Below are 13,470 nucleotides of genomic sequence, written 5' to 3'. Positions count from 1 at the left end.
ATCACGAAGAGAGGATTGCACCATAACAACAAAAAATTATATACATTTTTGCAGCGGACGTATAAAAATAGCGAAACGAAAAGGTTGTTTAGGGAAATGAAAAACGATTGTTTGTACTCATCGATGGAGACATGGTGAAAGGCAATACAGTCGATAGCTGTTTTTTTGAAGCAACCCATCGCCTAGTGAAAGACTGTTTGGAACTTCGTGGGAAATAGGGGGATTTGGTTCGATGATGGCAGTGATGTTATTCATTTTAGCAGGGCTTGCGGAAATTGGCGGCGGTTATTTAATCTGGCTTTCGTTGCGTGAATCCAAGCCTGTTTGGTACGGATTAGTTGGGGGAGTGATTTTGATCGTTTACGGCATCATTCCGACGTTGCAGCAGTTTCCGTCATTTGGGCGGGTTTATGCGGCATACGGTGGCGTGTTTGTCGTTTTATCTGTTTTATGGGGGTGGGGGATTGATCGACAAACCCCTGATCTCTACGACTGGATCGGCTCGGCCGTATGCTTGCTTGGTGTGCTGATTATCTTATGGGGGCCGAGGAACTAAAAGAGCCAAATGGTTTACTGGCTCTTTTTTATTTTCACTTAATTTTCATTGTAAAAGTAGCTAGTTTATTTGGACTTCTTCTCATGCCGTTTTATTGGGCGCTCACGCCTATATTATACGGCGGCAATAGCATGATTCCAGCAGCAGGTCCGCAAACAACCTTCGATGGCCGACAAGATGGGCGGATGATGGGGAGTGTGGAAAGAAATGAAGCAAATGAGAAGCTCATTCAATATTTAGAAAAGAACTATGATGGAGAAACTTATTTAGTAGCGATGTTCCGTGCGACAGAAGCGGCACAAATCATGTTAAAAACCGATAAAGCGGTCATGGCAATGGGTGGATTCTCTGGAAACGATCCAGCATTGACGGCTAAAAAGCTAGAGAACTTAGTGAAAAATGGGGAAGTGAAATATTTCCTTCTTTCTGGATTCGGCGGCGGTCAAAGCAATAATGACATCGTCGAGTGGATTCAAACACACTGCAAAGAAATACCGCAATCCGAATGGAAACAATCCAGCGATACACAACAGTCGTTTGGGAGAGACGGTGCAGAAAAGCTGTATAAATATGAAGGATAGGAGGAGAGAAACGTGGTGAAATATTCGGTCGTGATTCCTGTCTATAATGAAGCGCTTGTGATTCGTGAAACGTATAAGCGATTAAAAAGAGTAATGGAACAAACGGACGGAGTGTATGAGCTATTATTTGTCAACGATGGTAGTAAAGATGAAACGCTTGATATGTTAAAAGAGCTTGCGGTTAGAGACGATACAGTGAAATATTTGGATTTTTCCCGCAATTTCGGGCATCAAATTGCAATTACAGCAGGGATGGATTATGCTTCTGGGGAAGCGATTGTCATTATTGATGCGGACTTGCAAGACCCGCCAGAGTTAATTTTAGAAATGATTGGAAAGTGGAAAGAAGGGTACGATGTCGTCTATGCAAAGCGAACGAAACGAAAAGGAGAAACGTTTTTTAAAAAAGCAACTGCCTACGCCTTTTACCGGTTATTACAGGCAGCGACGGAATTTGATATTCCGCTTGATACGGGCGATTTCCGTTTAATCGACCGAAAAGTGCGCGACGAGTTAGTAGAAATGAGAGAGCGGAGCCGGTTCGTGCGCGGGCTCGTGAGCTGGGTTGGCTTTAAACAAACGGCGATTGAATATGAACGCGACGAGCGGTTTGCGGGGGAAACGAAATACCCGCTAAAAAAAATGATTCGCTTTTCGCTTGACGGCATTACGTCTTTTTCATACAAACCGCTAAAGCTTGCCAGTTTGTTAGGGTTTTTGTTTTCGTTTGTTAGTGTCGTTTGGATGATAGCTGTCTTGTATTTAAAATTGTTTACCCATTCTACCGTCACGGGCTGGTCATCGCTCGTGATGACGGTTCTTTTTTTCAACGGTGTTGTCCTTATAATGCTTGGCGTAATCGGAGAATATATCGGTCGCATTTACGATGAAGTGAAGCATCGCCCGCTCTATATTTTAAAAGAAAGCTGGGGAATCAGACGCGGAAATGAAAAGGTACCATATTATGTGGAATGAAAAAATGATGCTTGTTCGCTTTGCCGTTGTTGGGATAGGAAATACACTCGTCGACTTCGTAGTATTTTTCTTTCTTGCTTCGATAGGAGTTCCATATGTTTTTTCCCAAGTATGTTCTTATAGCGCAGGTATGATGAATAGCTATGTTTGGAACCGCACATGGACGTTTCAAGTACGAAAAAAAGCATCTGTTCAAGAGTTTCTTCAGTTTATTTTCATCAACCTTGTATCGTTAAGCACGACAATCGTTTTGCTTTATTTGCTGCATAAATTAGCAGGAATGCAGCTATTTAGCAGTAAAGCCGTGGCGACGGTTGCAGGCATGGCAGTTAATTTTGTGGGAAGTCGTTTTTGGGTATTTGAAAGAGAGAGAAGGTAATCATGTCCATCCCGCACATCAATGTCTATCAACAACGCTTAAAGAAGTAGATGAAGCGGTTTAATGGCAAAACCCATGGTGCTCGTAGCACCATGGGTTTTTATGAGTAAACAGACATTTAAAGACTACGAAAAACGACTGGGGAAATTTAAAAATGATGTTCAACAAATGTTCATTATTTATAACTACAAAACTAGAAAAATAGTTTTATTATAAAAGTGAGAGGAGTGAATGACGGATGAAAAATCATTGGCAACTAAAAAATGAGCAAGAACTAAACGTTGTGATTGAAAAAGCGAAGCAAACGTTTCCTTTTCTTCAAGATGATCAGCTCATACAACATCGCGCTCAATTGTTTAAAGCACTTGGAGATGAAACACGTTTGCGCATTGTTGGTATGTTAATGCACAGCGATTTATGTATGTGTGAGATTACAGCTGCCTTGCAGCTACCTCCATCGACTGTTACGCATCATTTGAAATTGCTTGAGCGAGGAAAAGTAGTACATGTATATAAACAAGGAAAATTTACAATTTATCAACTAAATCAAGAAGTGGTCATGCCACTTATGGAAGAAAGAAGAGATATTCATGTTTAACATGTTTGCGGATTGGTTAGTTGAAGATGTATTCGGACTGTCTATCACTTCAAAGTTTAGAGGAGCGCTCCATTTTTTTATTTATGATACGTTAAAAATTCTTTTTTTATTGTCTGTTATGGTGTTTGCCATTTCGTTTGTACGCAGCTATTTTCCGCCTGAAAAAGTAAAGCGATGGATTAGCGGGAAGAAAAAAGGAGTTGCGAGCGTACTAGCAGCTCTGCTTGGTGTCTTGTCGCCATTTTGTTCGTGTTCAACCGTTCCTCTTTTTATCGGATTTGTCGAGGCAGGCATTCCGCTTGGGGTGACGTTTACCTTTTTAATTTCATCACCGATTGTCAATGAAGTCTCACTTGTTATGTTGTTTTCGATTTTCGGATGGAAAATTGCGGTGCTGTACGTCTTGTTTGGCGTATTATTAGCCATTATCGCTGGATGGGTGATTGGAAAGCTAAAATTAGAGAAATATGTCGAGCCATATGTGTTTAATATTCAATTAGGGGAATCTGTTGTCCAAGAAATGACGATGCGTGAGCGATTCGCTTATGCAAAAACAAATGTCATTGATACTGTAAAAAAAATATGGGTATTTTTGCTTATTGGTATTGGAATTGGGGCGTGGATTCACGGATATGTTCCTGAAGATTTACTCGTTCGTTATGCTGGAGAAAAAAGTATATTCGCTGTTCCAGTGGCGGTCATTCTTGGAGTACCATTATATTCGAATGCAGTCGGGTCACTTCCGATGATTGAAGCGTTAATGGGGAAAGGAGTGGCACCGGGAACGGCACTTTCCTTTATGATGGCGATGACAGCACTATCGTTCCCAGAGATGGTGTTGCTTCGCAAAGTGATGAAACCGCAGCTCATTGGTATGTTTGTCCTTATTGCAACCATTGGCATTATCGCCATTGGCTATATATTTAATGCGATATTGTAGGAGGATGAGAAAATGGTGATTAAAGTGTTAGGAACAGGATGTAAAAAATGCAAAGAGCTCGAACAAAACGTTCGAATGGCCATTGCGCAACTTCAAATCGATGCGCAAGTAGAGAAGGTGGAGGATATCGGAAAGATTATGAGCTATGGAGTGATGAGCACGCCAGCGCTTGTCGTAAATGAGAAAGTTGTATCAACAGGAAAGCTATTATCTGTCGATGAATTGATGGGGGTATTGAAATAAAGGGGCGTGAAACGCCTCTTTATTTTTTTTGCAAAATTATGATAATCGACAAGCGGTTTGAAAATTCAATGATCCGCAACAAAAAATATGAAGGGCGTTTTATATTTTAGGGATGGCGGGGAGATAAAAAAACACCAGATATAGATGATTTGCTTAATAGTTGTCCGGTGTCATGTTATTGAGATCGCGAAGTTAAACTTTAGTTTAGTAATAAGGCACTATATTAATTTGTTAAAAAGTGGTAAAAAAACAATTGACAGTTCGCGAAAGGACCTTTACAATGATGATAGATCATTAGTTTTTTAGAAAATTTAAAAAATAGGTGTTGATATACGTTGCTAAAAAAGACAGGAGGAAGAATTGGCCGCAATGCGATATTGCTCGCTTTGATGGAAGAAGAAGAGGAGCAAGCGCTGCTTGAGCACTTAGCTACATTGCAGTGGCGTTGTTGCAAAGGAAAAGTTGGAGCCATGGAACTGCAAAAAATTGTAGCCGCCATCGAAACAGCAGCTAAACGAAACGGTGTCGTGAACGGAGAGTTGTACCGTGAAATGCATGCTTTATATCACGCCGTTGTCGAAGCGATGCAAGGGGTTACAAGAGGCCAAGTAGAATTAGGTGATTTCATGCGAACGGTCGGTCTTCGCTTTGCGGTTGTACGCGGAATGCCATATGAAAACGAAGCAGAAGGCGAATGGATTGCTGTGGCGTTATACGGAACAATCGGGGCGCCGATTCGTGGGTTAGAGCACGAAACAATCGGATTAGGAATTAATCATATGTAGCCTATAGGTCTTTAGTTTAGAAGGAGGCTATTCCACCAAATGGTGGTGTAGCCTCCTTCTTTATTTCATTAAAGGAATGGGGTGTGAACGTGGTCATTTTAACAGGACACACGTTAACGTTAGAGCAGGTTAAACGGGTGTTATATCAAAATGAAGCCGTTATTGCATCGAAAGACAGTATAGATGCAGTCAAAAAAAGCCGACAGGCGGTCGAAGAAATCGTTGCTAACAAACGAATTGTATACGGGATTACGACAGGCTTTGGAAAGTTTAGTGACGTGTTTATTGAAGCAGACGATGTAGAGGAGTTGCAGTGGAATTTAATTCATTCACATGCTTGTGGGGTAGGTGAGCCGTTTCCAGAAATCGTTTCGCGTGCGATGCTTTTATTGCGGGCCAACGCGCTCTTAAAAGGCTATTCCGGCGTTCGTCCGGTCGTCATTCAACGGTTGCTTGATTTATTAAATGCGCATATTCATCCAGTCGTTCCGCAGCAAGGCTCTCTCGGAGCGAGCGGTGACTTAGCGCCGCTATCGCATTTAGCGCTTGCATTGCTTGGTGAAGGAGAAGTGTTTTACCGCGGGCGCCGTATGCCTGCGCTCGCTGCGTTGACACAAGCGGGTATTGCTCCTCTTTCATTAAAAGCAAAAGAAGGATTAGCGCTTATTAACGGTACACAAGCGATGACGGCAATGGGGGTCGTCGGTTATTTGGAAGCAGAGCAGCTCGCTTATGAAAGTGAGTTAATTGCGGCGTTAACGATGGAAGGCTTGCGCGGCATTATCGATGCATTTGATGAGCGCGTGCACCTTGTGCGCGGCTACCGCCAACAAACGGAAGTAGCCAAACGCATCCGTTCGTATTTAGCAGGAAGTAAACTGACGACGACACAAGGCGAATTGCGTGTCCAAGACGCTTACTCGCTTCGTTGTATCCCGCAAGTGCATGGGGCTTCTTGGCAAGCGCTCGACTATGTAAAAGAAAAACTAGAAATTGAGATAAACGCCGCCACTGATAACCCGCTTATTTTCGATCACGGTGCAGCCGTTATTTCTGGCGGGAATTTCCACGGACAACCGATTGCTTTAGCGATGGACTTTATGAAAATTGCTGTGGCAGAACTGGCCAACATTTCGGAGCGACGCATTGAACGGCTTGTCAATCCGCAACTAAACGATTTGCCGCCGTTTTTGAGTCCAGCACCTGGGCTACAATCAGGGGCAATGATTATGCAGTATGCGGCCGCGTCACTTGTATCGGAAAATAAAACGATAGCACACCCTGCAAGTGTTGACTCGATTCCGTCATCCGCCAATCAAGAAGACCATGTCAGCATGGGCACGATCGCCTCTCGCCATGCATATGCGATCATTCAAAATGCGCGGCGCGTCTTGGCGATTGAACTCATTTGTGCGTTGCAGGCCGTCGAATATCGTGGAGTGGAACAAATGGCACCAAAGACGCGCGCGTTTTATGAAGCAGCGCGGAAAATCATTCCGTCCATTACAAAAGACCGCGTCTTCGCAAAAGATATTGAGACAGCGGCAAAATGGCTGAAGGATGTGAAAGGGGATTTTTTTCTACAAACGATAGAAACGGTAACCAATAGATGAAAGGGGATATGAGAATGAGACATATTCAAGCGAAAAAAGGATTAGAACTCGAATGTAAAGGCTGGGAACAAGAAGCGGTGTTACGCATGTTATACAACAATTTAGATCCAGAAGTAGCGGAAAAACCGGAAGAGTTAATTGTCTATGGTGGCATTGGGAAAGCGGCGCGAAATTGGGAAGCATTCGATGCGATTGTCCGCACGTTGCGTACGCTCGAAAACGATGAAACGTTATTGATTCAATCTGGAAAGCCGGTCGGCGTGTTTAAAACGCATGAACGGGCACCACGCGTACTTTTGTCAAACTCTGTTCTTGTACCGAAATGGGCGACGTGGGAGCACTTTCATGAGCTCGACCGAAAAGGGTTAATCATGTATGGTCAAATGACAGCGGGAAGCTGGATTTATATCGGCACTCAAGGCATTTTACAAGGAACGTACGAAACATTTGCTGCGGTAGCCAAGCAACATTTTGGCGGCACGTTAAAAGGAACGATTACGCTTACTGCTGGATTAGGCGGCATGGGCGGGGCACAGCCGCTGGCGGTAACGATGAATGAAGGTGTCGTCATTGCAGTAGAAATCGATCCAAACCGAATTCAAAAGCGAATAGATACGAAATATTGCGACCGGATGACGTATTCGCTCGATGAAGCGCTTCGTTGGGCGCAGGAAGCGAAAGAAAAAGGGGAGGCATTATCGATCGGGCTTGTTGGCAACGCCGCCGAAGTGCACCATGAGTTGTTACAACGCGGTGTGCATATCGACATCGTGACCGACCAAACGTCTGCCCACGATCCATTAAACGGCTATGTACCAGAAGGGTTATCGTTAGAAGAAGCAGCTGAATGGAGAAAAAGCAATCCAGAACAATACGTCCAGCGTTCAAAACAAAGCATGGCAAAACATGTAGAAGCTATGTTACAGTTCCAAAAACGCGGTGCGATCGTTTTTGATTACGGCAACAATATTCGCCAAGTCGCTAAAGACGAAGGAGTCGAAAACGCCTTTGCGTTTCCGGGGTTTGTTCCTGCGTATATCCGTCCGCTATTTTGTGAAGGAAAAGGACCGTTCCGGTGGGCAGCGCTATCCGGCGATCCAGAAGATATTTATCGCACAGATGAACTAATTAAAGAACTGTTCCCAGAAAACGAGGCGCTCTTGCGCTGGATTGATATGGCACAAAAGAAAGTAGCGTTTCAAGGGCTTCCTGCGCGCATTTGCTGGCTCGGTTATGGCGAGCGGGTGAAAATGGGGCTAGCGATGAACGAATTAGTACGCAAAGGCGAAGTAAAAGCGCCGATTGTCATCGGGCGCGACCATTTAGATTGCGGTTCGGTTGCTTCTCCAAACCGCGAAACAGAAGCGATGAGAGACGGAAGCGATGCTGTCGGGGACTGGGCGGTGCTCAATGCCCTCATTAACACTGCGGCTGGAGGCTCTTGGATTTCGTTCCATCATGGCGGTGGCGTTGGTATGGGCTATTCGTTGCATGCGGGGATGGTTGTCGTTGCCGATGGAACAGATTTAGCGAAGGAACGGCTCGAGCGGGTGCTAACGACCGACCCTGGCATGGGCATTATTCGCCATGCAGATGCGGGCTATGAACGAGCAATTGAAGTAGCGAAAGAAATGAACGTTCATATCCCGATGCTAAGGGGGTAAATATGATGGATACGCTGATTGTAAATATTGGGCAGCTATTAACGATGGAAGGGGACGGACCGGTAAAGGGGGAGAAGATGAAGACGCTCCCTCTGATCGAACAGGCAGCTGTTGGAATAAAAAATGGACGCGTGGCGTGGATTGGTAGCAATGAAGAAGCAAAAACCATTTCTGCTAGTCATTTCATTGACGCAGAAGGAAAACTCGTCACGCCCGGTCTTGTTGATCCGCATACCCATCTTGTCTTCGCTGGTTCGCGCGAACATGAACTGCCGCTAAAGCAGCAAGGTGTTTCGTATTTAGACATTTTAAAGCGAGGCGGCGGCATTTTATCGACTGTACGCGCGACACGGGCAGCAAGTGAAGATGAGTTGTACGAAAAAGCACGCGTTCATTTGAACCGCATGCTTTCCTACGGGGTAACAACGGTCGAAGCGAAAAGCGGATACGGGTTAGACGTGGAAACAGAACGGAAACAATTACTTGTCGCGAAGCGCTTACACCAAACGCATCATGTAGATGTCGTGTCAACGTTCTTAGGCGCCCATGCGATTCCTACAGAACATCAAGACAATCCTGATGATTTTCTGCAACAAATGGTGGATTTGCTAGATGTCATTAAGCAAGAGCAGCTTGCCGAGTTTGTCGACATTTTTTGTGAAACGGGCGTATTTACCGTCGAACAGTCGCGCACCTTTTTACAAAAAGCAAAAGAAAAAGGATTTGTCGTCAAAATTCATGCCGATGAAATTGACCCGCTTGGTGGGACAGAGTTAGCGGTGGAAGTGGGAGCTGTAAGCGCTGATCACCTTGTCGGATCATCGGAAGCAGGAATTCAGCAGCTTGCTCATTCCAATACGATAGCAGTGCTGCTTCCTGGGACGTCGTTCTACTTAGGGAAAGGAAAGTATGCAAAAGCGCGGCAAATGATTGAGGAAGGGGCGGCGGTGGCGCTTGCGACAGATTTTAACCCAGGTAGCTCGCCGACAGAGAATTTGCAATTCATTATGACGCTCGCTGCGCTCTATTTGCGGATGACCCCGGAAGAAATTTGGCATGCGGTAACGGTCAATGCGGCATATGCAATTAATCGCGGGCAAGACGCCGGGCGAATTATGGTTGGCAGAAGAGCGGACATCGTCATTTGGGACGCACCGAATTATATGTACGTACCATACCATTACGGAATTAACCATGTCCGAATGGTGCTAAAAGATGGGAAAGTTGTGAGAGAAAGGGGAAGAGGCGATGTTTCCGTATCTTAAAGAAGCAGGCAAAGCGAATTTTCAAGACCGTTATGTGACAAAAGCAAATGAACTGCTCATTTCGTGGGACGGAAAGAATTGTAGCAGCATCGGCTTGATTGGCGCACCGCTCTCGAAATCATCGATTAGCCATTCGGGAGCAGCGTTCGCCCCACAGGCCATTCGGCAAGCGCTATCGTTTTATAGCACATACTCTATCGAATCGGGAATAGATTTAGCGGATGTTACGGTTACTGATTATGGCGATATAGTGATGCACCCGACCGATATTGCTGCGTCACAAAGACGCATTGCGGAAACAATCGAGCAAGTGGTCGCGTTACAGCCCGAGTCGATGTGGATTGTCCTCGGAGGCGATCACTCCATCACGTGTCCAGTCGTTAGCGGCTGGCAAAAACAAAAAGGGACAATTGGCATTATCCAGTTCGATGCTCATCACGATTTGCGCAATTTAGAAGATGGGGGACCAACAAACGGTACGCCATTTCGTCGGTTAATCGAAGCGGGCATCGTCGATGGCAGTCGGCTTGTCCAAATTGGCTTGCGCGACTTTGCGAATAGCCGCGCGTATACGGAATACGGAAAACAATGTGGGGTTACGATGTATACGATCGAAGAGGTGTATCGCCTCGGTATACAAACGATGATCGAAAAAAGTATGCAGATGTTATCGGGTGTGGACGCGGTGTATGTATCGGTCGATATGGATGTGCTTGACCAAGCGTTTGCCCCTGGGTGTCCAGCCATTGGGCCAGGCGGCATGGATAGCCGCACGCTGTTGCACGCCATTTCGCTACTTGCGCGCTATGATAAGGTGCAGGCAATGGACATTGTCGAAATCGACCCGACGATTGATTTTCGACAAATGACAAGCAGGATAGCGGCATCGGTAATTTTACAGTTTTTAAAAGGGAAAAAAGAAAGGGTGTAGAGGGACCCTTTCTTTTCATTTGCACGCAAAGTGCTATTATTTTCTCTGAAAAGAAAAAGGAAGGTTTTTGTTTTGGGCAAAATAGATCGACAAATAAATACTATGTTTGTATGATTGAACTGAAAGGAAGGTAGTTTGAAAGGAGAACAAAGATGGCTTTAACATATGATCAAATTGTTCGGATTTGTAAGCAAATTAACGACAAGCATATGCCGGATGGACAAGCGTTCGTTGATGTGGTTGATGAATGGTTGGAACGATATGATGGGGAAAACGGAAAAGAATTTATGTTTCAAGCGTTTAAAAAATTGCTTTCGCTTGTTGATGAACATATTCATACAATTGAGCGCAAAGTGAATATTCGCCCAACTTGTACAAAAGGGTGTACACACTGTTGCTATTTTCCCATTATTACGACGCGTGCAGAAGCAAGATGGATGATGACTCATATCGCTAAACTGCCAAATGACGAGCGAGAACGCATATATAAGCATATAAAATGGTATACTCAGCACTACGCGGAACAAATAAAGCGAGTAGAAACGTTAAATTTTACAGAAGAAAGACATTTTAAAAAAATGTACATGGAAGAACAAATCCCTTGTATATTTTTAAATCAACAAACAAACACATGTCTCATTTATGACGTACGGCCGATTCCGTGTCGCACGTATGTAAATTACTGCTCACCGAGTGTATGTGCGAACTCACATATGCCGAATGAACCGTTTAGTTATGAATTTTTATATGAGTTTTATATCGATTCGCTTCATGATTTCATTCAAACGCTCATTTATGAAGGAGAAGAGGTAGGGATCGATTATCCTGACGATTTGTTTACGATGGACTATTTGTTTTGTTATTTTATGGATGAAAACAAATGACCATGTCTAGCGCCCATGTAAGCGCTAGACATGGTTTGCTTAAATGAGTTGTTCATATACTTCATTTAAATGATAAACGCGAACAACATCTTGTTCTTCTTTTGCATACTTCATTTCTTGACGCAGCATGCGATCTAAAAATGCCGCTTCTTTTTGCGATAAATCCCGAACGAACTGTTCCTCGTTTTTGTATGATTTACTCATTAGTTTTTTATATAAATGAATGGCAATCGTGTGATGTCGGTCAGCATAGTTTGCTAATGCTTCACGCAAATAAGCTAACGTTTGGTTCAACCGCTCCACCTCCTCAACAGTAGGGTAAGCGGTTTCGTGATCAATTATGTGCGTTATACGAAAATCTCTTGTAAAATAGGGTCTTCGTCAAGAAGTTGAATGGCGCGCTTGCGATATTGTTCATCATGAATGTACGTATAACGGTTTGGCTTGATCGTTGGTGCGATGTTGATTGCTTCTCGATATTCTTTTTTATTTAAACGTAATGTTTTAACGTAGTCAAAAAATCCGGTACGTGTAAACACTTTTGTAATGCGTTCCGCCCGATGTTGTTGTACGTGTGCCATAATATACGTAGCGATCCCAACTTGAATGCCATGCATATGCGGTGATTCGCTAATTTGATCGAGCGCATGGGAGATTAAATGTTCAGATCCGCTAATGGGTGCACTATTTCCGCTAATAACTGTTGAAATGCCTCCCATTGTTAAGGAACTAATTAATTCTTTTAAAAAAATGGGATGCTTAATGTTTTGCATCGGCGTACGAATGAAGCTATTGACTGCTTTTTTACTGATCATCGCCGCAAAAGCGTTTACCCGACTGACTCCATGGTTTTGTTCAAATTCCCAGTCATACAACGCCGTAATATTAGACATTAAGTCCCCAACGCCCGCTAAAATAAAACGATTCGGTGCTTGTTGAACAATATGTAAATCAGCTAAAATCCCGAATGGTACTTTAGCGGGAACGGTTGTTTTTTTACCATTGACAAGTAACGAGCAGTTTGTGCTTGCAAACCCGTCATTTGACGCAGATGTCGGTATGCTAAGAAACGGCACTTGTCGTAAAAACGCCATATATTTACCGCAGTCAATGACTGCTCCGCCGCCCATCGCCATCATGACATCACAGTGAGGAAGTTCAAACGCCTTTTTCATAATGTCGACGATATCAAGCTGCGGTGGTAAGCAAACAGTATGAACAGAAGCAGATGAAATGGCTCGCTTCATTTCTTTCTCGTACGTTTGGTAAGTGAAATCATCAAATAAGATAACAGCTTTGGAAAAACGATACGTTTTCATCAGCTCGTCGATGCGCCAAATGACACCTTCGCCAATTTCAAGAATGGATGGAATGGGGATGTTCATTTCAATACTCCTTTTTCTTGTAAATAACGTTCAACGTCCGCAAATGTGTTCACAGGAACAAAAGGAATATGTTGTTCGCGCAACAACGATTGTAAAGTGCCTTTTGCAAATGTGACATCTGCGACTTTCGCTGCATGAACATCTGGTTCACTATCGCCGATAAAATAAACCGTTTTGTACGTTTGTTTTAATGTGCGAACGACACTTGATTTATCGATGCCATATCGTTCTGAATAATGAATATGATTCGGATCGATGCGCATATGAATATTTTTATCGTGATAATACCCTTCATTAGAAAAAATGTCTACGCCATGTATATTGTACTTTCTGAAAATATGGCGAATATAGTAATCCGTCCCCGCGCTTAGCACGTAAAAATCGCCCCCGTTTTGCTGGATGCGTGTAATAAAGGGTAAAACCGTTTCGTCAATCGGAATGTGATAAATATCTTCAATAATTTTTTCTTCATCTTGATGAATGGATGTAAAGACGGTGCTTAAAAAGTCAATATCTTTTATTTTTCCGTCACGCCATTGTTGAAACAATTGTTTACCTTCAGGAAAATATTTTTCAATAACGATCCAATAAAAGTCTTGATGAGAGATCGTTCCGTCAAAGTCAGAAACAAATGCCCATTTGTTCATAAGAAAACCTCCTCTTTCGATAGG

General features: G+C 43.6%; 16 protein-coding genes. 13 read left to right on the top strand and 3 right to left on the bottom strand.

Annotated elements, in window-relative coordinates; genetic code table 11:
* Positions 1 to 232: 232 nt before the first annotated feature.
* The 13 genes from EKC99_RS02895 to EKC99_RS02835 all read left to right on the top strand — a co-directional run bounded on the left by EKC99_RS02895 (position 233) and on the right by EKC99_RS02835 (position 11,414).
* Positions 233 to 556, top strand: a complete 324-nt coding sequence (locus EKC99_RS02895; RefSeq protein WP_163150407.1) for a YnfA family protein — start codon at positions 233 to 235, stop codon at positions 554 to 556.
* Positions 538 to 1,137, top strand: a complete 600-nt coding sequence (locus tag EKC99_RS02890; protein ID WP_240468788.1) for a mannosyltransferase YkcB-related protein — start codon at positions 538 to 540, stop codon at positions 1,135 to 1,137. Before EKC99_RS02895 ends, EKC99_RS02890 begins: the two co-directional genes overlap by 19 nt.
* Positions 1,138 to 1,149: 12 nt before the next feature.
* Positions 1,150 to 2,112 (top strand): glycosyltransferase family 2 protein, encoded by a 963-nt coding sequence (locus tag EKC99_RS02885; protein WP_163150405.1) that lies wholly within the window; start codon positions 1,150 to 1,152, stop codon positions 2,110 to 2,112.
* Complete coding sequence (locus EKC99_RS02880; protein ID WP_205597785.1) at positions 2,102 to 2,491, top strand: GtrA family protein; 390 nt, start codon at positions 2,102 to 2,104, stop codon at positions 2,489 to 2,491. Before EKC99_RS02885 ends, EKC99_RS02880 begins: the two co-directional genes overlap by 11 nt.
* A 238-nt stretch (positions 2,492 to 2,729) precedes the next feature.
* Positions 2,730 to 3,089 carry an ArsR/SmtB family transcription factor gene (locus EKC99_RS02875; protein WP_163150401.1) on the top strand — a complete coding sequence of 120 codons (360 nt, stop codon included), beginning with the start codon at positions 2,730 to 2,732 and terminating at the stop codon, positions 3,087 to 3,089.
* Entirely contained in the window at positions 3,082 to 4,029 is a 948-nt protein-coding gene (locus tag EKC99_RS02870) for a permease (RefSeq protein ID WP_163150399.1), read from the top strand. The genes EKC99_RS02875 and EKC99_RS02870 overlap by 8 nt, the downstream gene beginning before the upstream one ends.
* 12 nt (positions 4,030 to 4,041) lie before the next feature.
* Positions 4,042 to 4,272, top strand: coding sequence for a thioredoxin family protein (locus EKC99_RS02865; RefSeq protein WP_009362706.1), 231 nt, complete (start codon positions 4,042 to 4,044; stop codon positions 4,270 to 4,272).
* 335 nt (positions 4,273 to 4,607) lie between these two features.
* Positions 4,608 to 5,057 carry a histidine utilization transcription antiterminator HutP gene (gene hutP / locus EKC99_RS02860; RefSeq protein ID WP_020424588.1) on the top strand — a complete coding sequence of 150 codons (450 nt, stop codon included), beginning with the start codon at positions 4,608 to 4,610 and terminating at the stop codon, positions 5,055 to 5,057.
* An 89-nt stretch (positions 5,058 to 5,146) separates the two neighbouring features.
* Positions 5,147 to 6,670 (top strand): histidine ammonia-lyase, encoded by a 1,524-nt coding sequence (hutH, locus tag EKC99_RS02855; protein ID WP_163150397.1) that lies wholly within the window; start codon positions 5,147 to 5,149, stop codon positions 6,668 to 6,670.
* 14 nt (positions 6,671 to 6,684) lie between these two features.
* Positions 6,685 to 8,334, top strand: coding sequence for a urocanate hydratase (gene hutU, locus EKC99_RS02850; protein WP_483296089.1), 1,650 nt, complete (start codon positions 6,685 to 6,687; stop codon positions 8,332 to 8,334).
* 2 nt (positions 8,335 to 8,336) lie between these two features.
* The gene (gene hutI / locus EKC99_RS02845; RefSeq protein ID WP_163150393.1) at positions 8,337 to 9,599 is read left to right on the top strand and encodes an imidazolonepropionase; all 1,263 of its coding nucleotides are present in this window, start codon (positions 8,337 to 8,339) and stop codon (positions 9,597 to 9,599) included.
* Positions 9,583 to 10,530, top strand: coding sequence for a formimidoylglutamase (gene hutG / locus EKC99_RS02840; protein WP_163150391.1), 948 nt, complete (start codon positions 9,583 to 9,585; stop codon positions 10,528 to 10,530). The genes hutI and hutG overlap by 17 nt, the downstream gene beginning before the upstream one ends.
* A gap of 152 nt (positions 10,531 to 10,682) precedes the next feature.
* A complete protein-coding gene (locus EKC99_RS02835) occupies positions 10,683 to 11,414 on the top strand; it encodes a YkgJ family cysteine cluster protein (protein WP_163150389.1) in 732 nt (243 codons plus the stop codon).
* A gap of 39 nt (positions 11,415 to 11,453) precedes the next feature.
* On the opposite strand, the gene EKC99_RS02830 is transcribed toward EKC99_RS02835, so the two are convergent.
* From EKC99_RS02830 to EKC99_RS02820, 3 genes are read right to left on the bottom strand one after another with little or no spacing between them, the layout of a single operon-like run.
* Entirely contained in the window at positions 11,454 to 11,717 is a 264-nt protein-coding gene (locus EKC99_RS02830; protein WP_370628347.1) for a sigma-G-dependent sporulation-specific acid-soluble spore protein CsgA, read from the bottom strand.
* 44 nt (positions 11,718 to 11,761) lie between these two features.
* Complete coding sequence (locus tag EKC99_RS02825; protein WP_163150387.1) at positions 11,762 to 12,799, bottom strand: iron-containing alcohol dehydrogenase family protein; 1,038 nt, start codon at positions 12,797 to 12,799, stop codon at positions 11,762 to 11,764.
* Positions 12,796 to 13,446: an MtnX-like HAD-IB family phosphatase gene (locus EKC99_RS02820; RefSeq protein ID WP_163150385.1), complete on the bottom strand. Its 651-nt coding sequence runs from the start codon at positions 13,444 to 13,446 to the stop codon at positions 12,796 to 12,798. Before EKC99_RS02820 ends, EKC99_RS02825 begins: the two co-directional genes overlap by 4 nt.
* Positions 13,447 to 13,470: the final 24 nt, after the last annotated feature.

Origin of the sequence: Anoxybacillus sp. MB8 (genome assembly GCF_011006755.1) — a bacterium.
Lineage (GTDB): Bacteria > Bacillota > Bacilli > Bacillales > Anoxybacillaceae > Anoxybacillus > Anoxybacillus gonensis.
Note: the sequence above shows the minus strand (reverse complement) of the source record. Positions and strands in the feature narration are given on the sequence as shown.

Coding starts and splice junctions, on each gene's coding strand:
- EKC99_RS02825 (WP_163150387.1), bottom strand. CDS start 12,799: ATGAACATCCCCATTCCATCCATTCTTGAAATTGGCGAAGGTGTCATT.
- EKC99_RS02835 (WP_163150389.1), top strand. CDS start 10,683: ATGGCTTTAACATATGATCAAATTGTTCGGATTTGTAAGCAAATTAAC.
- EKC99_RS02890 (WP_240468788.1), top strand. CDS start 538: ATGGGGGCCGAGGAACTAAAAGAGCCAAATGGTTTACTGGCTCTTTTT.
- hutG (WP_163150391.1), top strand. CDS start 9,583: ATGTTTCCGTATCTTAAAGAAGCAGGCAAAGCGAATTTTCAAGACCGT.
- EKC99_RS02880 (WP_205597785.1), top strand. CDS start 2,102: ATGTGGAATGAAAAAATGATGCTTGTTCGCTTTGCCGTTGTTGGGATA.
- hutU (WP_483296089.1), top strand. CDS start 6,685: ATGAGACATATTCAAGCGAAAAAAGGATTAGAACTCGAATGTAAAGGC.
- EKC99_RS02870 (WP_163150399.1), top strand. CDS start 3,082: ATGTTTAACATGTTTGCGGATTGGTTAGTTGAAGATGTATTCGGACTG.
- EKC99_RS02865 (WP_009362706.1), top strand. CDS start 4,042: ATGGTGATTAAAGTGTTAGGAACAGGATGTAAAAAATGCAAAGAGCTC.
- EKC99_RS02895 (WP_163150407.1), top strand. CDS start 233: ATGATGGCAGTGATGTTATTCATTTTAGCAGGGCTTGCGGAAATTGGC.
- EKC99_RS02820 (WP_163150385.1), bottom strand. CDS start 13,446: ATGAACAAATGGGCATTTGTTTCTGACTTTGACGGAACGATCTCTCAT.
- EKC99_RS02875 (WP_163150401.1), top strand. CDS start 2,730: ATGAAAAATCATTGGCAACTAAAAAATGAGCAAGAACTAAACGTTGTG.
- hutI (WP_163150393.1), top strand. CDS start 8,337: ATGATGGATACGCTGATTGTAAATATTGGGCAGCTATTAACGATGGAA.